The sequence below is a fragment of the Planktothrix pseudagardhii genome (assembly GCF_904830925.1).
Lineage (GTDB): Bacteria > Cyanobacteriota > Cyanobacteriia > Cyanobacteriales > Microcoleaceae > Planktothrix > Planktothrix tepida.
Window position 1 is genome coordinate 667,566 of sequence record NZ_LR882967.1, and the last position, 20,411, is coordinate 687,976.

At 39.0% G+C, this 20,411-nt stretch carries 18 protein-coding genes; 6 read left to right on the top strand and 12 right to left on the bottom strand.

Going from position 1 to position 20,411, the window contains the following annotated elements; all coding sequences use genetic code 11:
* Positions 1 to 49: 49 nt before the first annotated feature.
* The 6 genes from NMK36_RS02830 to bchH form a co-directional block, all read right to left on the bottom strand.
* Complete coding sequence (locus NMK36_RS02830; RefSeq protein WP_072722646.1) at positions 50 to 1,615, bottom strand: hypothetical protein; 1,566 nt, start codon at positions 1,613 to 1,615, stop codon at positions 50 to 52.
* 125 nt (positions 1,616 to 1,740) lie between these two features.
* The gene (locus NMK36_RS02835; protein WP_254172942.1) at positions 1,741 to 2,085 is read right to left on the bottom strand and encodes a glycosyltransferase; all 345 of its coding nucleotides are present in this window, start codon (positions 2,083 to 2,085) and stop codon (positions 1,741 to 1,743) included.
* A gap of 55 nt (positions 2,086 to 2,140) precedes the next feature.
* Entirely contained in the window at positions 2,141 to 3,493 is a 1,353-nt protein-coding gene (locus NMK36_RS02840; protein ID WP_254172943.1) for an oligosaccharide flippase family protein, read from the bottom strand.
* 424 nt (positions 3,494 to 3,917) lie between these two features.
* Complete coding sequence (locus NMK36_RS02845) at positions 3,918 to 4,151, bottom strand: DUF7219 family protein (protein WP_072722643.1); 234 nt, start codon at positions 4,149 to 4,151, stop codon at positions 3,918 to 3,920.
* 272 nt (positions 4,152 to 4,423) lie between these two features.
* Complete coding sequence (locus NMK36_RS02850; protein WP_072722750.1) at positions 4,424 to 4,765, bottom strand: ArsR/SmtB family transcription factor; 342 nt, start codon at positions 4,763 to 4,765, stop codon at positions 4,424 to 4,426.
* 77 nt (positions 4,766 to 4,842) lie between these two features.
* Positions 4,843 to 8,514, bottom strand: a complete 3,672-nt coding sequence (gene bchH / locus NMK36_RS02855; RefSeq protein WP_254172944.1) for a magnesium chelatase subunit H — start codon at positions 8,512 to 8,514, stop codon at positions 4,843 to 4,845.
* A 69-nt stretch (positions 8,515 to 8,583) separates the two neighbouring features.
* Between bchH and NMK36_RS02860 the strand changes: the two genes are divergently transcribed.
* The gene (locus tag NMK36_RS02860; protein ID WP_072722641.1) at positions 8,584 to 9,192 is read left to right on the top strand and encodes a ribonuclease HII; all 609 of its coding nucleotides are present in this window, start codon (positions 8,584 to 8,586) and stop codon (positions 9,190 to 9,192) included.
* 101 nt (positions 9,193 to 9,293) lie between these two features.
* On the top strand, positions 9,294 to 10,514 hold the full coding sequence (locus NMK36_RS02865) for a hypothetical protein (RefSeq protein ID WP_072722640.1): 1,221 nt from the start codon (positions 9,294 to 9,296) through the stop codon (positions 10,512 to 10,514).
* Positions 10,515 to 10,655: 141 nt separating this feature from the next.
* Here the strand turns inward: NMK36_RS02865 and cobS are convergent, their stop codons facing one another.
* The 3 genes from cobS to NMK36_RS28710 form a co-directional block, all read right to left on the bottom strand.
* The gene (gene cobS, locus NMK36_RS02870) at positions 10,656 to 11,453 is read right to left on the bottom strand and encodes an adenosylcobinamide-GDP ribazoletransferase (RefSeq protein WP_072720444.1); all 798 of its coding nucleotides are present in this window, start codon (positions 11,451 to 11,453) and stop codon (positions 10,656 to 10,658) included.
* A gap of 41 nt (positions 11,454 to 11,494) precedes the next feature.
* A protein-coding gene (locus NMK36_RS02875) for an IS630 family transposase (protein WP_254172945.1) occupies positions 11,495 to 12,552 on the bottom strand; the annotation gives its coding sequence in 2 pieces (ribosomal slippage) (positions 11,495 to 12,157 and positions 12,160 to 12,552; 1,056 coding nt in all).
* A gap of 72 nt (positions 12,553 to 12,624) precedes the next feature.
* Entirely contained in the window at positions 12,625 to 12,747 is a 123-nt protein-coding gene (locus NMK36_RS28710; protein WP_302184641.1) for a hypothetical protein, read from the bottom strand.
* A 168-nt stretch (positions 12,748 to 12,915) separates the two neighbouring features.
* On the opposite strand from NMK36_RS28710, the gene NMK36_RS02880 reads away from it, so the two are divergent.
* Positions 12,916 to 13,368: a hypothetical protein gene (locus NMK36_RS02880; protein ID WP_072720443.1), complete on the top strand. Its 453-nt coding sequence runs from the start codon at positions 12,916 to 12,918 to the stop codon at positions 13,366 to 13,368.
* A gap of 142 nt (positions 13,369 to 13,510) precedes the next feature.
* Positions 13,511 to 14,674 (top strand): tRNA guanosine(34) transglycosylase Tgt, encoded by a 1,164-nt coding sequence (tgt, locus tag NMK36_RS02885; protein ID WP_072720442.1) that lies wholly within the window; start codon positions 13,511 to 13,513, stop codon positions 14,672 to 14,674.
* A gap of 220 nt (positions 14,675 to 14,894) precedes the next feature.
* Here tgt and psb27 read toward each other — a convergent pair whose 3' ends face one another.
* Both psb27 and NMK36_RS02895 read right to left on the bottom strand, forming a co-directional pair.
* Complete coding sequence (gene psb27 / locus NMK36_RS02890) at positions 14,895 to 15,296, bottom strand: photosystem II protein Psb27 (RefSeq protein WP_190523507.1); 402 nt, start codon at positions 15,294 to 15,296, stop codon at positions 14,895 to 14,897.
* A gap of 155 nt (positions 15,297 to 15,451) precedes the next feature.
* The gene (locus NMK36_RS02895; protein WP_254172946.1) at positions 15,452 to 16,426 is read right to left on the bottom strand and encodes a carbohydrate kinase family protein; all 975 of its coding nucleotides are present in this window, start codon (positions 16,424 to 16,426) and stop codon (positions 15,452 to 15,454) included.
* A gap of 179 nt (positions 16,427 to 16,605) precedes the next feature.
* Here NMK36_RS02895 and NMK36_RS02900 point away from each other — a divergent pair, with 179 nt between their 5' ends.
* Together NMK36_RS02900 and NMK36_RS02905 are read left to right on the top strand one after the other, a co-directional pair.
* A complete protein-coding gene (locus tag NMK36_RS02900) occupies positions 16,606 to 17,643 on the top strand; it encodes an IS630 family transposase (RefSeq protein WP_072718165.1) in 1,038 nt (345 codons plus the stop codon).
* A 75-nt stretch (positions 17,644 to 17,718) separates the two neighbouring features.
* A protein-coding gene (locus tag NMK36_RS02905) for an IS630 family transposase (protein WP_139294985.1) occupies positions 17,719 to 18,755 on the top strand; the annotation gives its coding sequence in 2 pieces (ribosomal slippage) (positions 17,719 to 17,851 and positions 17,851 to 18,755; 1,038 coding nt in all).
* Between the two features lie 57 nt (positions 18,756 to 18,812).
* On the opposite strand, the gene NMK36_RS02910 is transcribed toward NMK36_RS02905, so the two are convergent.
* Positions 18,813 to 20,147, bottom strand: a complete 1,335-nt coding sequence (locus NMK36_RS02910; RefSeq protein WP_072718077.1) for an IS701 family transposase — start codon at positions 20,145 to 20,147, stop codon at positions 18,813 to 18,815.
* Between the last annotated feature and the right edge of the window lie 264 nt (positions 20,148 to 20,411).

Consider the following 20,411-nt stretch of genomic DNA (forward strand, 5'->3'; position numbering starts at 1 on the left):
TCACCCTAAAAAACAAATTTTTACTTTTATAGCCTTGATTTCTAAAAACTTACTGAATTGATCGAGGTCGATGGGATCGGCGATTTAGTTTAGGAATACCGTAATTGGGTTTAGCAGAAATTGGAATAGGTCGTGGCTTTCTGCGATTTGGTTTAGAAATTCTATTACTATTAACTGTCTTAGCAGAAACTGGAATCGGTTGGCAGGGTATTTTTCGATTCCATGTCCGAGGGCGATAAATACTGTTGGTAGAAACGGCAATAGAGGTATGGGATTCTTGGGGATTGGGATTCATCAATAACCCGGCTAAACCTCCACTAGCCAAGATAAAAACGGGATTATACATACTATTTAATAGATTGTCTAAGACATATAAAACTGTTACCACACTTAGGACTGCGGCTCCAGCAATCTGAGGACGAAACCAAGTTTTAGCCGGATATCGGAACAATGCAAAGGTGAGCGCAGGAAGCAAAGAAGTGCCAAAGACACCGAAGAGTCCAAAAAAGCCACTGATCCCATAGGTTATAATCCACAAACTATCGGTGACGGAAATATCCACTAATGTACCTTCCCAATCATACCCATAAACTCGATTTCGTCCCCATCCTGCCCAACCAAACCACTTTCGTTCTAGGGCTTTTTTTACTAACATTTCTTCATTATCAAATCTGAACTCTAAAGACTGTGCTCGATCAGGGCCAGCTATATTAGTAGCAACCTGAACAATTTTATCCGCTTGTTCTCCTGTGAAATTTCCAGTTGCACCTAGGTAGAGGTACGAGGATAATAACAAAATTAACAACACTTTGGGAAAAGCAGTGCGAAAAAATTTAGCACAGAATAAAATAATCACTCCACAGAACATATAAGCATAAGCACCTGTGGAGCGAACTAAAATATGAGTTAGATAGAGTCCGATAAACCAAAGCTTCATGGGGATATTCAAGAATTTTTTTAATGTTCCTGATTGCCAAAACCATAGAGCAATTAATGCTGTAGCCATCATCCACATCCCCACGGCTAAACCATGTATCATAAATACATTGGGTCGATATCCTCCTAAACGCATGGATTGTCCGAACTCAACAATGCCATGATAGCCGTAGACCATCCGATGCAATTGGGGACTGATCACACTTTCTAACCAGCATAAGGGGGCATAAATAATCCCACTAATAAAAATACCTACCGCTAATTCCTGAAGACCTTTGAAACTATTAAGATATACCCGACCTAAAAAGTAAGGAATACCATACCCAACAATTTGGGTGAGAGCGGATGAAAATCCATCGTAGGCTCCTAAATCATTAGTTATTGATGAAATAAAAGGACTAATACACGACATTAGCATGGGAATATCTAGCCATCCCAATTTAAAGGTGCGAAAGGTTTGGGGATCATACAAATAAGTTGCCAGCATAATGCTGTAACTGGTGGCGGTGGAGCGATCATAGTCAGGTAAACCGGGGAAGGAAAAGGCAGTGCGCTGGGGAAGAAATAGCCACGCCAGAATAAAACTGATCACCACTGCTCTATCTGTTGAAAACCGTTTAAATAAAAACAGAACACAGGGGAGCAAGAGTAATAAAGCCAGTTGTGCTTGGGGTGTCATAAACGCGGTGGAGAATTTCCGGTATTTTTAGAATTTGGATAGCTTCCCAATTTAAGATTGACTGAATTTAGCTGGAGAGGGTTTTGAGTTTTTCTAGGAGAGCAATCTGGCGACGACTAGCTACTTTATCCCAGGTAAAGTCTTGACTTCTTTGTTGGGTTGATATTCCTATCACACCATTGTTCTTGAGGCATTTGGCACATCTTAACAATGGTTTCAGCCATGTCTTCTGGGCCTTCAGGTTTGACTAGAATTCCAATTCCGTCGCTCAAAAGTTCTGGAGCAGCACCCGATGGCACACCAATCACTGGAGTACGACAAGCCATCTGCGATTTAATCTGCTGAAACATGGTTGGTTGCTGTGGTTGAGTACAAACCATAAAAAGTTGATGGTCACGTTTCTGTAAGTTATAGGCAAGATCCGCATTGGATAAAACTCCTCCTGATAAACACTCCTGCCAATGGGGCATAACAAAAGTAATTTTCATATAAATTTTCCTTGATCGATAATGAGTTGATTTTTACCTAAGGTAGATAATCAAATATACCTTCAATAGATAAGCCATAACCTAAAGTATACCGAATTCCTCCTAAAATAAAAATTATCCCTATTAGAAGATAAGTTGCCCACAAATCCTGTTTTAAACCTGAAAGTCCTTCTCGCCAAAGCCCATAGTTAACAAAAATATAAAATGGAATATCATTAAATGCAACTACTAGGATAGTTCCAGCGATTCCCATAATAGAAAATGATAATGGCAGAAAAATTACCATCCACAGGAACTTAAACACATTACCAACAGCCATATAAAGGGGCTTACCAAGAGCATATAAGGCTTGTTCAATGCTGATGCAGAGAATAAATGGCCATATTCCTAGAGTCAGGATCGGCAACATCCAAGCAGCTTGTTCATATCTTTGATCATATAAATTCAAAATTAATTGATCCCCAAAGCAAACTAGAATAGCTAAGGGAAAACTGACGAGTAATAATAATATTTTTCTTTTTTCGAGAATAATTTTCTGAAGTTGCGATCGAGGCAAATCTAATTGTTTAGAAATAACCGGAAAAACAACTTTACCCATCACTGAACCCACTAGGGATTTGGGAAGATCCGCTAAAGCAGAAGCAACGGTATAAACCCCTAAAATTTGTAGGGTTAATAATTTACCGAGAATCAAACGATCAGATTGAGATGCCAAGAATGTCATCACTGTTGAAATAAAAATCCAGCGTCCAAAGGAAATTAATTCTTTAAAAGCACTTTGATCCAAAGCCAAGCGATTCGGCATTCCGCTATTTAAGTAATGACTTCTAATTAATCCAAATAAGGATGAAACTAAAGCTCCAATAATTAATGCCCAGATGTTAGGACTAATCCATGCCAAAATTATCATGATCCCCAGGCTTAATCCTTGGACAATAAAGTCATAAATTGTCAGGATTTTTAAGTTTAAATGGCGATTCAAGCTTGCTAAAGATGTGGATTCAAACCCTGCTATAACTGTTTTAAAACCGACAATGGGTGTAATCCACAGAAGCTTAGGTTCGTTGTAAAAATTGGCAAGAGGAACTGTAATTAATAGACAGATAATCCAAAGCCCAAATCCTCGAAAAACTTGAATTGTCCAGGCTGTATTTAGAAATTCGGGATCATCTCCCCGTTCACTCCGAATAATACTCGGGTGAATTCCCACATCAGAAAATAAGTTCAAGCCTATAATAAAGGTATTGACTAAAGCCATCAAACCAAATAATTCTGGCACGAGGAGACGAGTCAGAATTAAGTTGCCTCCTAATCGTAAAACTTGGCTTCCTCCGTAGCCAAAGAGAGTCCACATTGTGGCTTGAATTGCCTGTTTACTGAGAGATGTCATGAGGATGTTAACCGTAAATAAATTTTGGAAATAGGGGGTTTAGAACTGGTGGCTTTTTGCCTTGACTGGGTTTGAAATAACCGTCCTGATCAATTTCCGGGTTCTGATGGTATAACATCTTGATCCCTAAGTTTAAAATGATCAGCTAAAATGAGGTTGATCTAGGTCTATCTTGAGATAGGCTATTGTACAATTTTTGACTTGAATCTTCAAATCATCTAGTGTTTAGAGTATAACTACTTGAGGTCATTATGCCACGATTATAGATGAACTTTATCAAACTTTTACATTTTTCTTTAAAAAAGCAGAACTTCCTGTTTATCGTTTTGATCCCGGTGGAGAAGGGTTTGCAAATTGTGCTTAAAAAGAAAGAGTACAGATGAACTGTACCCTTTCTTTCTTTGATAACTTTAAATTCAGATGGTTATCCTGCTTTTTTTCCAATTCCCAGATGTTGTTTACTTTCTCGAAGTTGTTCCCATAAGGCTTCAATTTGTACATAAGATTCTTCAACTGAAAGTTTTCCACTGGTTTGCAGGGCAACAATAAAGTTAACCTTCTGAGCAAATTCCTGCAAATTCGCATTAAACACAACATTTTCAGGGGTTGCTTTCCCTCGATAACGGGAACTCCAGTAAAACGAACCTCGGTTGGTCATCTTTTTCACTCTCCAGTGTATACCATTATTTATTTTTACATAGAATGTCAGATTTCAGACTTGATTTTAAAAATCTACCTTTATATTTTAATTATAGCCCGATTCAATTCATTTCTGAGAGTTAAGACAATATACTTGTATGTCTTAAGAAGGAGATTAATATTAAGAATTGAAGTATCGAAAGTCATCAAAACAAAATGCTTTTTCAAGGCTGTTAAAAAAAATACGGCCAATTCCAATATTTTCCCCAATAGGATACCGTTGAGCTACCTTCAATCACAACTTTTGTGGGATGTTATAATAGAACTAAGATGCTGGTATTGCACCAAATATGCTTCTAAAACTCTAAATTGGCTACAGTTGAGACTATAGTAAATCCATCGTCCGTCTTGGCGACTCCGAACTAATCGTGCTTCTTTCAAAATTTTTAAGTGAAAGGACAATTTAGACTGAGGAACGTTTAATTGTTCACAGAGTTCACACACACATAATTCTTGTCCCCGCAACAGTTCAATCACTTTCAAACGCAAAGAATCAGATAGCGCGTGGAAACCCCCGATTATTAGGGGGTTAGGAGTGGGAACTGCTGTTGACACAATCAACGGTTTTGCCATTATCCAGAAATCTCCTACATCTGCCATTATTGCTACCACTGATCAATTTTAAACGGCGATCTCAAAAATGGTACACATTAAACCGTTATTCCTTCTAATTCTTGTTCTGTTAAATCATATAATGCTCTTAATTTTTCTAAAGTTTCTGCATCGGTTTCCCAAAATCCACGACCCTGTGCTTCTAACATTCGACCCACAATATTACGAAAGGCTTCGGGGTTTGCTTGTCTTAATTGGTCAGCCCTTTTTTCATCTAACGCATAGGTTTTAGCTGCTTGATCATACACCCAATTTTCTTTAAAATTAGTCGTTCCTCCCCAACCCATTAAGGCGGTCATTCGTTGAGAAATTTCATAAGCACCTCCACTTCCTTGATTCACCATTGCATCTGCCCATTTGGGATTTAATAATTTCGTTCGATATTCAATTCTTAATAAATCTTCTAATTGCCGAGGGGTGGTATCCTTAGAAAAACTTTCAACAAAACTGGCTTTAACTTTTTGACCTTTTTGCTGTTCGGCTGCCCGTTTTAATCCTCCCGTATTGGCATAATATTCTTGAATATCCGTTAATCCATATTCAACAGAATCAATTTCCTGCACAATATTATCCATGGTTTTTAACAGTTGGGTCATCACTTCGGGTCGAGCTTGTCCTTTGTCTTGGCGACCATAACTAAATACATTTCGTCCTTTCCAAGTATTCCCTAATTCGTCCTCAGATTCCCAATTCCCATCTACAATTTGATCATTGACTAATGAGCCAAAATCCCCCGATGGATTAGAAAATAAACGGGCAGATGGGTTTTCAATGCCTTGCGATCGCAACTGTAATGCGTGTTTTCTAATAAAGTTTTGGTCTTCGGGTTCTTCTGCATGGGCAGCCCGCAGAAATAAATCATCTAATAACTCGATAATATTGGCAAAACTATCTCGAAAAATTCCTGATAAATTCGCTAAAACATCAATGCGAGGATGATTTATTTTTTCTAACGGTTGCAATTCATAACGAACAATTCGTCCAGTTCCTTCTTTAACAGGTTCTGCCCCAACTAATTCTAAGATAATTCCTAAAGATTCTCCTCTCGTTTTAATCGCATCTAACCCCCATAACATCACAGCAATAGTTTCAGGATAATTCCCCGTTTCTGCTAACTGTTGAGATATGATTTTTTGAGCGATTTCTCGTCCTCTTAAATAAGCTGCAGCCGAAGGCATTCGATAGGGATCTAACGCATGAATATTGCGTCCCGTTGGCAACACTCCCAGCCCATCTCGAAGTAAATCTCCACCGGGGGCAGGGGGAATATATTCTCCATTTAATCCTCGTAATAAATTCGTTAATTCATCGGAAGTTTGCAACAATAAACCTCGGATTTGACTTTCTGTTTCTGGGGTTAACTCATTCATTGATTCAGTGAAATAAGCATTCATATAATTGCTTAATTCCTCTTCTGTTGGGTTTTCTCCAAAGGTATGTAATCCCGAAGAAAATAATCGCTGTTCTAATACTTGCAAATAATCATAAATTTTGATAAAATAATTGTAGAGAACTTCCACACTAAATAATCGAGCATTTTTCAGTGTAAAGGCAATCCCTAATTTTTTCCCTTCCTCAAAAGGACAATCTACCTCTAAACCCATATCCGTAATTTGCTGGCTAATCACGTCTTGCAGGGTTGAATTTTTTTGCGGATCTTCTCGATATTCCGCGATGAGTTCTCGTAACGATACCAATTGTTTATACAGTCCGGCGCGACCATAAGGAGGCACATTATAGGAAATTAATACTCCATAACCGCGACGTTTGGCTAAAATGGATTCTGAGGGATTATTGGCAGCATACAGATATAAATTCGGTAGATTTCCCAGTAAAATATCTGACCAAGAATAACCCGTATTTCCTAACGGTGAACCCGGCAACCATTCAACGGTTCCGTGCATTCCAAAATGAACAATAGCATCGGCTTGAAAGTCCTTTTGTAACCATTGATAAAAGGCAGTATATTGGGGATGGGGGGTTAAATCTCGTTCAAACATTAACCGCATTGGATCACCGGATAGCCCTAAAGGGGGTTGCACTCCGATCCAAATATTGCCTAATTGAATTCCTCCAATATGATAATCTTCTCCTAAAGTTTTAATCCCCGTTCCTGTTAAAGATTGCCATTGTTTTTCAACTCGACTTCGTTGTAAATACCCTAACCATTTCTCTAATTTTTCTACATTGACTTGATTAGAAACAACAGACCCATCGGCAAAAATAAAATCCTGTTTTGCTTCTAAGATTTCATCCGCTTGTTTAACCTTCTGAATTATACTTTCGCCCGTTTCTGGTAACTCTCCAACGGTATAACCTTGTGCTTTTAACGCTTGTAAAACCTTTAACAAACTTTGAGGAACCTTTAATAATGCGGCGGTTCCTGTAGCACCATATCCTGGGGGAAATCCATATAAAATCATCGCGATTTTTCGATCTTTTGGAGATTTTTGTCGCAGCTTAATCCAACTTTTAACTCGTCCGGTTAACCGTTTAACTCGCTCAGGAATTAAATAGATATTTTCTCCGACTAAACCTCCTAACGGAACCGTATCAATAGCACCATCTAGTTCCGGTAAAGCATATAAAACCACACTTTGTAAGCCTCCTATTCCTTGACGAGTCCAGGATAATAAATCTTGAATTAATAGAGGTGCTGCAATAAAATAAGGGACGTTTTTTACGGTTAAAATTTGTTTAGCAATTTCCACCTGTCGTCCGGCTTCCATCGAACCTGCTGGCCCTCCAACTAAGGGAAACCCAATGGTTGAAACAATGGCATCAACCTTTACAGCTTCTTTGGATAAGGATAAGGTTTCAATATTTCCCTGTTCTCGCTTATTTAATTCATCCGTTGTAGTCATCCAATCTCTAACCGCAACATGACCTTCAACACCATTAATAAAAATCGGCAAGGGGATTAAATTATCTTGCTGAAAATAGCGAATTAATTGAGGGATATAATTTTGTTGAGTAATGACGTGTTTTCGATATAATAAAAGACCCACAACGGGATTATTAACCGCCTCTGGATATTCGTGTTGATACCACTCTAAATAAGCTTTAGGCGATTCAAAATAACCGTTATAATCGGGATGTAATAATCCCATATTGGGGGTTTCTACGGGGGGCGGAATTTCACCAACGGTTAATCCTAAATAATTTGTGGCAATTGTCCAAAACATAGCCGCGACATTTTCCGTTCCCCCTGCGTTCCAATAGCCATATATAATTAACCAGTTGCGAAGATCTTGAACTTTTTTAACCGGAACAAATTTTAATAATTTTGGCCCGGTTTTGAGAAAACTAATATAACCCGCGAGTTTATCTTCTTCTTTCCCACTGGAAAATTTACTGAGAATAAATTGTATAGGTTTGGGCATTCCTTTGGGTTTGTCGCCGATTTTAAAGGCTCCAATTTGAGTTAAACTCATTAATTCTAAGGCAGATTCAAACACTAACCGAATAGGAATCTTTTGGACTCGTTCTCGCAACCATAAAACTTGATCATAATCAAACAATAAACTTGCAAAAAAAACATCAGCATTTTCTAATGCTTCTGCTACGGTATCCGGTTCAGTAGAAATAGCGCGATCGCTAAAAACAAAAATCTCTAATTCAGGACAGCGAACACTGGCTAATTGTGCAGAATTTCGATATAAATCAGCATTAAAAGATTCAAAGCCTGCAATCAAAACAATTCGTTTCATAAAATCAGTTCTTAAAATATACGGTTTAATCTATGATAGATAATTATAGCAAGTCTAAATTTGAAGGAAATGATAGCAGATGATTCTTCAACTCCGATTTTAATCGCAGGAGTGGATGAAGTTGGACGAGGTGCTTTATTTGGCCCGGTGGTGGCAGCAGCCGTGATTTTATCTGAGAATAGTATGACGCAATTAACTCGTGCTGGGGTGAAAGATAGTAAAAAATTAACCCCTGGGGTTCGTTCGCGATTAGCCCTGGAAATAAAAGCGATCGCCATTGATTATAAAATTGGTTGGGCTTCCGTGCGAGAAATTGATCGCTTCAATATTTTACAAGCCACATTATTAGCGATGAAACGCGCTATTTTTAAGTTAAATCCTCAACCCGAACTTTGTTTAATTGATGGGAATCAAAAAATTCCTCAATTATTCATTCCCCAACAAACTATCATCAAAGGAGATAGTACATCTTTGGTAATAGCAGCCGCCAGTATTGTCGCAAAAGTGTGGCGAGATGAATTAATCACTCGTTTATCGGAAAAATATCCTCAATATGATTTAAAACAAAATAAAGGTTACGGAACTGCAAAACACCGTCAAGCCATTCAACAGTATGGTGTGACTTCTCAACATCGTCAATCTTTTAGTTGTTGCCAATTATCCTTACCTTTAAATTAAAAATCAGAAGCTTTTACACTCCTGTCCTTCTTCAGGTAAAATCAATAGAGGAGATATTTAACGATGCTGCTCCCAACTTTGAACTAGGAGGATTATTCTTTGTGGAACCGACTTACGAAACGTTAAAACAACAACTGACTGCATTATCTCAACGCTATACAAATTTAGGCAATCTTCTGGCTGAAGCGGCACAACATCTCAAAACCGCAGGAACTCCCCCTGCAAAAACCTTAATCGATGAACTCATCGCTTATTCTAAAAACTTTAGCGAGATTCAACAAAAATTCATCGCCCAAGGACAACAAGGTGCTGCTCAAGCAACCTCTGTACAACAGTTACAGAATTTATTGCAGACCTTAACCGCCACACCTGGACATCAGAAGACTCACCAACAAGCGTTGCAAATTTTAGAGCAAGTTCTCTCTCTGACCCACAGTGAACAACAGGATTTCCCCCCCTTACAAACGGCTCAAAATCAAGCAAGAGAATTGCAACAATCCATTACTCAACAAACAAATCAACTGCATTCTGTTGCAGAGGCTTTAGCGGCTGGAAATCATCCTTTAGTAGCATTAGTTAACTTAGTCGAAAAACAAGATCATTTAGATGATAATCAATGGGCGATTTTAGAAGAACAAATTACCAAAGGCTTTGGTAAGTCTCTGGGTGTGGCAATTTCCAGAGGAAAAATTAATTTTACAGTTCAACCTTCCGCTCCAGTTGCGACGGTTCCTAAACCGCAAATTCCTGATATTGTGATCTTGGATGAACCCCAAGGATCGGCTAGTCCAGAATTAATTATTGTTCCCAGTATTGATGTTACCAAATTACCCCCAACCATTGATGGGAAAAATATTGTTTTTGGCAATGCACCCCTTGCATCTAAATCCCAAGAAAAGGCAACCCTTTCTAATATTAATTTAAAAATTTTAGTGCATTTACAAGGCTTAGGCGATCGCATCTTTACTGCCAGAGAATATGCCGGAACACGAGGTCAAGGACGGCGTTTAGAAGCTCTGCAAATTAACATTGATCCCCCCATTGCAGGTTTAAGTCTGCGCTACATGGCTCATATCGCCAACGTTGGGGATACCCCCTGGATTTCCGAAGGACAATTAGTAGGAGAACGGGGCAAAAACCGACAAATTGAGGGATTTATCATTGAACTCACTGGCCCCCAAGCTCCGAACTACACGGTCTTCTATACGGCCCACATCCAAAATAAAGGCGATGTTCCCGTCTGCACCAACGGCCAATACTGCGGCACAAAAGGTCAAGGTCTACGGGTAGAAGGAATTAAAGTTTGGATCGAAGCGAAGTAATTATCAGTTATCAGTTATCAGTTATCAGTTATCAGTTGTTAGTTGTTAGGGTAAGCGTGAACCCCGTACATTCCTCCTTTCTTCCCTGTTCCCTGTTCCCTGTTCCCTGTTCCCTGTTCCCTGTTCCCTCATAACTGATAACTATCCTTGTAATGCCACAACCCAAACTAACAGGAAAGCTTCTGTCCATTCAACAACGGCTCCATAAGTATCTCCGGTGTGTCCTCCCAAACGAGCATTAAACCAAGCACCGCTTAAAATGGCGATCGCACTTCCCCCTAAAGCTAGACCTACGCCCACTAACCAATAGTGGGGATGAAGAATCACGATAATCCCGCTTAAGGCGATCAACAATAACGCACCGGGAACTAAATCCCAGGAGGAATAGGGAGTATCCTTGTGAAAGGCTCCTTTTCCAGTGGCTTTCAAATAGGGATAACGAGCGATCGCCACTAACTGTCCCCAACGTCCCCATCCAGCCACCGCCATTAAAATTAAGCCTCGATCCGCACTCAAATCTTGTAAAGCAGAAACTTTTAATAAAATAATGGCGATCGCAGCCATCACCCCGAACGCCCCCGTCACACTATCAGCCATCACCTCTAAGCGTCGATTCGGATCAGCCACGGCTAAACCATCGGCCGTATCCATGGCTCCATCTAAGTGTAAACCTCCGGTGATGCCAATTCCTGCCAGAATTACTAACACAGAACGGGTTAATACCGGACAACCGAGTAGGAATAATCCCCCATCAATTAAGCCTAAAATTCCGCCGATTAATACCCCAATCACCGGGGCAAAACGGGCAATTCCGCGAAACTCCAACGTCCAAGATAGGGGAATGGGAAAACAGGTATAAAAGGCAATTGCCGCCGCTAACGCTGTACCCTGTCGCTGGAAAAATTCAGAAAGTGATCGAATCAGCTTATTATCTGACATAAGTAGGTAGGCGAGAAAATCGACAAGTATGTAACGAAAAGTTAACTGGGTTGTTGCTGCGAGTGAAATTTCATCCGTTGTGTGCTGTAGTTTCCTCTTTCTCCCCTAGCTTGAATACCATTCATTACCGCATAGGCCAGGTCTAATTCATCCTCAAATGTTTGTCCTGATAGTTCATCTTTTTTGAGATGTTGCCACTCTAATTCAATCGGATTCATTTCCGAACAATATTTAGGCAAATAGAAAATATACAAACCCATACTTTCCCATTTTGGCCAGAGTTTTTTGACTTCATGGCATTGATGTATGGGGCTATTATCTTGGACAATGACTCTCATCCGTCCGGCTTTTTCAGCCTCTGCTGCTTCTTGTTCCATCATTTGGATATAACACTGGCGATTGACACCTCCAATCACCAAGCCGTAAACAAAACTGATTTGCTGTTGCAAAAACCCAATAATGCTTAATCTTCGACCCCGACGACGAGTTTGTTCTAAACGTTTTTGTTCCCCTCTAAAATAATAGGTATACCCCGGTTCACTCCACAGACAAAAACCCGATTCATCTAAATACTTTAAGTCAATTTCTCCGGTGGCGGCTGATAATTCCAACATTTCTAAATCCGCCTGTTTCTGCGCGCGGACTATCGGGTCTTGCTTTCCTTTGTGGCTGTTTCTGGCTCGCTTCCAATTCACCCCCTTTTTTTGAGCACCCGTCTTAATCTATCGGGACTCAATTTAACTGACCGTTCTTGTTCTAATTTTTGGGCTAATTGCTCAGAGTTGTATGTCCGGGGTTCTCTTCTGAGACATTCTTCTAAAAATACTAAGTCCTCTTCTTTCCACTTGGCTTTTCCCCCGCGACCGGGTTTTTCCCATAACCCTTCTAGTCCTAACTTTTCCCATTTGTGCAACACTTCTCTAACTGTCTGTGCTGTCCAATTAAAATAAGCTGCTATTTTTTCCACGTACCAACCTTGTGAGTTTAATCGAATCACTTCGGCTCGGTCTTTAACTTTCTGTGGCACATCTGCTGTTCTGAGCTTGAACAGGGTTTTGTCTTGCTCACGAGTTAGAAATACCCTTAAACGAGCACCCATATTTTCATGACCTCGGTAGATTTCTTCTCTCTCTTCATTTATCTTTACATACTTTCGTTTCTTCCTGCCTACCTACTTAATTCCTCCCCATCCCAGTTTTTGAGCCTCTATCGCTGCATATCTTCTTTTATCCTTTTCTGATAAAGAGTTATAAAACTTTTTCATTTCTTCCTCAATTGAACTAGAATAAAACATAGGTTTTAAGTTAAGTTGTGTAGTTTAATCGAAAAATCCGTTGCCCGGTTCTCTCAATTTTTGTAAAATCTGCCATCAGTGCCTATACTTCATTATACCTGAAGCCCATCAAGTTATTACTTTTTCATTCCTCTGTCATTCACAGATTACATCTGAGGCTTTTGCTCCATGAGTTACGACCAACTAAACTACAGGGTGTCTGCTCCGTGCATTATCGATACGGGTATCGTTCTCAATAAGCGGGATATGCAAAAACTGCTTGTTGATTTAGGTCGTGTCCGTTATTTGCATATTCAAGACGGACAAATATGCACCGAAGCAGAAGGATACATCCTAGAAGTTTTTGCTAATCCACAACAAGCAACATTAGTTGCCAATCATTCGTTGTATTTGAATGTTTATAGTTTTGATTACTTAGAACTCAAACAGTCTCCTGACAAGGAAACTTATTTTGATCTAGTTCAAGAAGGGGGGCGTTTATTAAGATTAATTCCTTTAAACAATCCCTTACAAGAACAATTTAATCGCAATTTTAATGCAGCAGCTTTAGATGCGGTTATGGATCAAGTTTTGTCTTCTAATTGGGATACTCAAATTGATGAGGATGACTGTCCGTTCTAAGGGATAAAAGCAAGAGAATCTGAATTCTTAAGGCTCAACTCAGAATTTGAACTTTGTTGTTTCAACAGAACCTTAGAATAAAAAAGGAACGGGGAAAATTATTTTTTACCCCGCTTTTTCCAAGCTGTTTTTTGAGTTTTTTATGTCACACCCTTTTTCCTTTGAAGTTCAGGCGTGCTGTAGTCAAACAAAAGCCCGTGTTGGGTTATTTCATACCCCTCATGGTTGGGTTGAAACCCCCCGATTTATGCCTGTGGGAACCTTAGCCAATGTCAAAACCCTGACTCCAGCCCACCTGAAGGATGCAGGTGCCCAGATGGTTTTATCCAACACCTATCACCTGCATTTACAGCCAGGGGAAAATATTGTCGCTAGGGCTGGAGGTCTGCATCGATTTATGGGGTGGGATGGCCCGATTTTAACGGATTCTGGGGGGTTTCAAGTCTTTAGTTTAAGTGAAATTCGCACCATCACCGAAGACGGGGTAACGTTTCGTTCTCCCCATGATGGGAAAATCATTAACTTTACCCCAGAACGTTCTATCCAAATTCAAAATGAATTAGGGGCGGATGTGATTATGGCCTTTGATGAATGTCCCCCCTATCCCGCCAGTCGAGAAGCAGTTTTAAAAGCCACAGAACGCACCAAACGCTGGTTAGAACGTTGTATTAATGCCCATCAACGTAGCGACCAAGCTTTATTTGCCATTGTACAGGGGGGTATTTATGCGGATTTACGACAAAAAGCGGCTCAAGAATTAGTTGAATTTGATTTACCTGGATATGCCATTGGTGGGGTAAGTGTGGGGGAACCTGTAACATTAATTGAAAAAATTGTTCAGGTGACAACGCCAATTTTACCCTTTAATAAACCCCGTTATTTAATGGGGGTAGGAACCTATCGGGAAATGGCTCAAGCGATTGCTGCTGGGGTGGATTTATTTGATTGTGTCATTCCCACTCGTTTAGCCCGCCATGGCGCAGCGTTAATTAAGGGAGAACGATTGAATTTAAAAAATGCTCAATTTCGAGAGGATTTTCAACCGTTAGATGAAACTTGTCCCTGTTATACCTGTCAAAATTTTAGTCGGGCGTATATTAGTCATTTAGTCCGAGCTAAGGAACTATTAGGCTATACGTTAATCTCTATTCATAATGTTACCGAATTGATTCGGTTTACCCAACGCATTCGAGACGCCATTTTAAACCATCGATTTGCAGAAGAATTCCAATTTTGGTTAAGTCCAGCACCGGATACTGAAACCGTTTTAGACGAAGTTGAAATCAATAAACGCAGTCACGGCTAACCCTCCCCCGTAGTAAGTGCTTCAGGGCTTTCTTCCCCCTATCAAGGTTTCAATCCCTACCAGGGATTAATGGTTATTATTGAAAAATGGTCGTTCTTCAGAATTATGTCGAGAGGGCGGCTACTAATCGCCCTCTTCAACTAGCATTAACCGTTGTAAGTGCCTTCTATAATTTTCCTGAAGTTGAGGACTTTGGGGGAAACCCCGCCCCTACAACTGGTTACGCCCCTCGGTTGACGGCAGCTTCAACTTGTTTAAATTCTTGTTCCAAACGTTGTTTTAATTTGTCGGGGATAGGACGGTTAGGATAGGAGCTATAATGACCTGCTAAGGCGTTGAGAGCGGTTCGCATGGTGGTAAAGGACGAGAGAGTCGTTACAGAGCTATCCCGACGGTAACGGGCAATAAATTCGTTAATCACCTCGCGGGCTTCACCTTGAGCTTCTGCCTTATTCGGTGCATCTTCAGGTAACAAGATAGCGGTTCTTAAGCTATCGACAACAGCTAAAGTATCTTGAGGATAATTGCCTGTTAAGAGTCCAGAGGGACTTCCCCCACATCCGACTAAGGTAATGGCAGCTACAAGAACAAGAGCTAATAGGCGAGAAATGTATTTTTTCATGAGCTTTATTAGAATTGGCATTAAAAATTATAGTCAAAATCCGGGTCTATTCTATCTGAAGGAAGGAATAAACTGCTAAAATGGGGGATGGGATCAGGGTCAAACGTCCCAATTCTAATACTTGATTCAGCTTGAATTGTTATCTTAAAAATTAATTAAGATTTAGAATTGTTTAAAAATATTTCAACTTCTGTTAATGTCGGTTGAGCCGCAATTGCACCGGGTTTTGTTGTGGTTAATGCCCCAACTGCACTGGCAAACTGTACCATTTCTTCAGATATTTTAGCATGATTAATCGATTCTATTCCTAATTTACAGAATTGATAAAGAATTCCGGCTGTAAATCCATCTCCGGCTCCAGTGGTATCTGCGACAGGAACAGAAAATGCGGGTAGTCTTCCTGAATTTCCGGCTAAATAATAGGCACAACCTTGTTCTCCGGCAGTGACAAATACGCCTTGAATTTGTAACTTTTGGGCGAGGGCTTCTGGTTCTATGGTATTAAATAATAATTCTGCTTCTTCATTCGTTAATTTTAGGAAATCCGCATTTTGAACAACATTTAAAATCAGTCCCATCGCTTCATTCGTGTTTGACCAAAACATCGGTCGCCAATTTATATCAATAAAAATTTTAATCTGATATTTTTTAGCTAACTGAATTGCTTTTAAAATCGCTTTTTGGCTTTCTGGGTAGGCTAATTCTAAGGTTCCTAAAACCAGAAATTCTGCGGTTTTAAATAATGCTTCTGGAAGGAGTTCTGCTTGTAAATAAGTATCTGCAAATTCCCCTGTGTCTCGTTCTCCAAATCCTGCAAAACTGCGATCACCTGCTGTATCTCTAACCACATAAACAATCCGAGTCGGTGCGTTAGAATGGCGTTGAGCCCCTGTAATATTAACACCTATTTCCCTCAATAATTTCACTAACTGTTCTCCGGGTGCATCTTCCCCAATACACCCCATAAAAGCCGTTGGAATTCCTAATTTTACTAATCCACACGCCGTATTCGCTGGCGCACCTCCGGGGTAATCTGTCCACGATTTAACTTGTTCTAACGGTTGTCCTAATTCATTGGATAACCGATCAAACAACATTTCACCAATACAAATAACTTGAGGATTATTCATGATTTTTAATAAAAATAAACCTTCTCTATTGTAGGGTGCGTGTGCGTTGCTTACGCACCATCCCAGTTATAATAAGTTGTCACTTGACAATTTAAACACAATAAACTATATATAGCACTTCCAAATGAGTTATAATAAATGTAAGGTTAGCAATAATCCCCCAAAGCTGGCAACGGAAAATGAATATAATCGACGAAATAGACGATTTTATCAATCAGACAAAAGATCCTAGAGAAATTAAAAGAGCGATCGCTGTCAAACTCAAATTACAAGGTAAAGCCTACCGGGAAATTCAAGACTTATTACAAGTTTCTCAAGGATTTATTAGCCAATGGAAAAATCGGGTGCTTGTGGAAGGAGTAGACAGTTTAAAACTTCAATATAAAGGAAGGAAAGGTTATCTAAGCCCTGAAGACAAACAGAAAATTATTGAAGAATTAAGGGAAAGAGATTGGTTAAGATTGTCTGATTTACAAGTTTTGTTAGAAAGGGAGTATGGAGTCGTGTTTCAATCCCATCAAAGTTATTATAGCTTGCTGGAAGAGGCTCGCATCAGTTGGAAAAAAAGCCAAAAAAAGAATCCGGCTAAAAATGAGCAGTTAGTCCAAGAGAAAAAGGAAGAAATTGAAAAAAAGTTAGCGAGTTGGAAAGAGGAAATAGGGGCGGGAAAGCTGACAGTGTTTATGATTGATGAATGTCATCTTCTTTGGGGAGATATTTTAGGGTATGTTTGGGGAAGGACGGATCGAAGAATAGAAATTCCCATCAAAAATCAAAAAGAAAGGCAAACTTATTATGGAGCTTTAGATTACCAAACGAAAGAATTTATTATCAAAGGTTATGCGGCGGGCAATACAGAAAATACCGTAGACTTTCTCCAGTATTTACAACAGCAAAATCCGGGGAAAAGGTTGGCTATAGTCTGGGACAATGCCACTTATCATTGTTCTCAAAACTTTCGAGATTACTTAACTCAAGTTAATCAAAATTTATCGGAAGAAGAATGGCGGATTACTTGTGTAAATTTTGCTCCTAATGCGCCGGAGCAAAATCCGGTTGAAGATATTTGGTTACAAACCAAAAATTTCGTGAGAAAATTCTATCATTTATGCCCATCTTTTAAAGTAGTTAAGTGGCTATTTGAGTTTTTTGCTCAGGGGCAAATTTTTGATTTTCCCAAGCTTTTTATGTACGGGATTTTGCCACAACCTATTTAGGATTGCTATAGCACTTCCAAATGAGTTATAATAAATGTAAGGTTAGCAATAATCCTCCAAAGCTGGCAACGGAAAATGAATCTAATCAACGAAATAGACAATTTTATCAATCAGACAAAAGATCCTAGAGAAATTAAAAGAGCGATCGCTGTCAAACTCAAATTACAAGGGAAAGCCTACCGGGAAATTCAAGACTTATTACAAGTTATAAAGGATTTATTAGCCAGTGGAAAAATCGGGTTCTTGTGGAAGGAGTAGAGAGTTTAAAACTCCAATATAAAGGAAGAAAAGGCTATCTAAGTCCCGAAGATAAACAGAAAGTTATTGAAGAATTAAGGGAAAGAGATTGGTTAAGATTGTCTGATTTACAAGTTTTGTTAGAAAGGGAGTATGGAGTCGTGTTTCAATCCCATCAAAGTTATTATAGCTTGCTGGAAGAGGCTGGCATCAGTTGGAAAAAAAGCCAAAAGAAGAATCCGGCTAAGAATGAGCAGTTAGTCCAAGAGAAAAAGGAAGAAATTGAAAAAAAGTTAGCGAGTTGGAAAGAAGAAATAGAGGCGGGAAAGCTGACGGTGTTTATGATTGATGAATGTCATCTTCTCTGGGGAGATATTTTAGGGTATGTGTGGGGAAGAACAGATAGAAGAATAGAAATTCCGATCAAAAATCAAAAAGAAAGGCAAACTTATTATGGAGCTTTAGATTACCAAACGAAAGAATTTATTATCAAAGGTTATGCGGCGGGAAATACAGAAAATACCGTAGACTTTATCCAGTATTTACAGCAGCAAAATCCGGGGAAAAGGTTAGCTATAGTCTGGGATAATGCCACTTATCATTGTTCTCAAAAGTTTAGAGATTATTTAACTGAAGTTAATCAAAATTTATCGGAAGAAGAATGGCGGATTACTTGTCTAAATTTTGCCCCCAATGCACCTGAACAAAATCCTGTAGAAGATATTTGGTTACAAACCAAAAATTTCGTGAGAAAATTTTATCATTTATGCCCATCTTTTAAAGTAATTAAGTGGCTATTCGAGTTTTTCGCTCAGGGTCAAATTTTTGATTTCCCCAAAATTTTTATGTATGGGATTTTGCCACAACCTATTTAGGATTGCTATATCCCTCTTCTGTCACTCTCCGAAATCAACAAGTAATAAAAAGTAGAGTTATCCATTGGGAAAATAAGATTGAAATTGATTAATATTCTCAATTAATTTATGAAAACCCACTAATAAATGGCGGTCGGGAAAAATATCTAGCCACGGGACAATCAACCACAATATAATAGTAGGCTGAATTATTAAACGCAGATTATTTAAAACATTTTTCCATCCCTCTTTGTGATTCCATTGTTGATGAGTTGAGCAATCGGTGGTGTTTTTTTTGCTCTCAGATTCTCGGGGACTGCCTTGACTTAAAGACCGGAAAACTTCGGAGTTGAAACTAATCATTAAATACACACAGAAAATGATTTCCCACCATTTTTCTATATCGGGAAAATCCGTCAACCGATAATCAGTCCAACCCAGTTCTTGTTTACATTGTCGAAATCCATATTCCACCCATGTTCTTAACCCGTATAAATTACCTAATGTCTTTTTCATCTGGCTTCTCTTCTCTGTTAAATTTGTCATGACAAACGAAGTTGATGTTTCTGGCATCGTTTCTGGATCTGTGGTAATTTCCCAATAGGTTCTTGTACTTCTTTTCCCAAATATGATTTCTCTAATATATCTGGTTTCTGATTCTTGATTGCTAAAAATCCTCTCAAATTTACACCATTTGTTGGCTCTAACTTTCTGCTCGCTTGACATCCAGACTCCATGATTACTTCTTATTGCTAGTACCCAAGGAATTTGAAATTGATCTAATGTACTGATAAACGAACTACTTTCACCATAAAGGCTATCTGCTAATACCAATTCAATCTGAAATCCCCAATCAACCAATTCTGTTAGAATTTCTGATGCGATTTCAATCTTAGTTTTGTAGACATCTCCTTCTTTTAATGTTCCTTTGGGTTTAAATACTCTAAACACTAAAGGAAAGGTTATATTTTTATAAACACCGTAAGCATTAACTGATACTATTCCCCGATCTGTTTTGCCCACACTTCCCAAGTATTGTCTAGCTATATAGTCGGTTTTTTTTCCCTTTCTCCTATCTCCTGTCTCATCAATTATTACTATAATCTTCTCTCCTTTCAATGCTTTTAGAGTTCGGGCTAATCTTCTTTCCTTTAATTCCCTTGCTGACCAAGGCGAATTGGCTAAGAAATGATGCAGTGATTGTGGCGACCTAATTCCTACTATTTTAGCAATTTCCGGTAAAGATTTTCTCGGAATTGGTGAGATAATTCCTAGATGTAAGTATTTAAAACATTCGTAACTTCTCACTTCTGGGAATAGGTCTTTATAACCTTGACAATATTCATCAATCACTGAAACTGTTGGTTGTGCATCTCGGGCTAAATGTTTGATCATCTGTAATTCTACATCCATTACCCTATCCCCCTTCTAGCTACCCATCTGGTTTATTTTCTAATTTTACTCCTCGGAGACTGACAGAAGAGGGATATGGGGGAACGCCTTCGATTTGGCACTTATCAGATATATTGAACTGGCTATGTGAGGAGAAAAATTATAGAAATAAAATAGATCCGAATTTATTAGAATTATCTAAGGTTAATAAGGATTTGAATATTGTTAGGGAGTGGGAAACAGTTGATTCTGAACAAAAGCAAAAAATGATTGATTTTTTTAGCC

Coding starts and splice junctions, on each gene's coding strand:
- NMK36_RS02830 (WP_072722646.1), bottom strand. CDS start 1,615: ATGACACCCCAAGCACAACTGGCTTTATTACTCTTGCTCCCCTGTGTT.
- NMK36_RS02835 (WP_254172942.1), bottom strand. CDS start 2,085: ATGCCCCATTGGCAGGAGTGTTTATCAGGAGGAGTTTTATCCAATGCG.
- NMK36_RS02840 (WP_254172943.1), bottom strand. CDS start 3,493: ATGACATCTCTCAGTAAACAGGCAATTCAAGCCACAATGTGGACTCTC.
- NMK36_RS02845 (WP_072722643.1), bottom strand. CDS start 4,151: ATGACCAACCGAGGTTCGTTTTACTGGAGTTCCCGTTATCGAGGGAAA.
- NMK36_RS02850 (WP_072722750.1), bottom strand. CDS start 4,765: ATGGCAAAACCGTTGATTGTGTCAACAGCAGTTCCCACTCCTAACCCC.
- bchH (WP_254172944.1), bottom strand. CDS start 8,514: ATGAAACGAATTGTTTTGATTGCAGGCTTTGAATCTTTTAATGCTGAT.
- NMK36_RS02860 (WP_072722641.1), top strand. CDS start 8,584: ATGATAGCAGATGATTCTTCAACTCCGATTTTAATCGCAGGAGTGGAT.
- cobS (WP_072720444.1), bottom strand. CDS start 11,453: ATGTCAGATAATAAGCTGATTCGATCACTTTCTGAATTTTTCCAGCGA.
- NMK36_RS28710 (WP_302184641.1), bottom strand. CDS start 12,747: ATGTTTTATTCTAGTTCAATTGAGGAAGAAATGAAAAAGTTTTATAAC.
- NMK36_RS02880 (WP_072720443.1), top strand. CDS start 12,916: ATGAGTTACGACCAACTAAACTACAGGGTGTCTGCTCCGTGCATTATC.
- tgt (WP_072720442.1), top strand. CDS start 13,511: ATGTCACACCCTTTTTCCTTTGAAGTTCAGGCGTGCTGTAGTCAAACA.
- psb27 (WP_190523507.1), bottom strand. CDS start 15,296: ATGAAAAAATACATTTCTCGCCTATTAGCTCTTGTTCTTGTAGCTGCC.
- NMK36_RS02895 (WP_254172946.1), bottom strand. CDS start 16,426: ATGAATAATCCTCAAGTTATTTGTATTGGTGAAATGTTGTTTGATCGG.
- NMK36_RS02900 (WP_072718165.1), top strand. CDS start 16,606: ATGAATATAATCGACGAAATAGACGATTTTATCAATCAGACAAAAGAT.
- NMK36_RS02910 (WP_072718077.1), bottom strand. CDS start 20,147: ATGGATGTAGAATTACAGATGATCAAACATTTAGCCCGAGATGCACAA.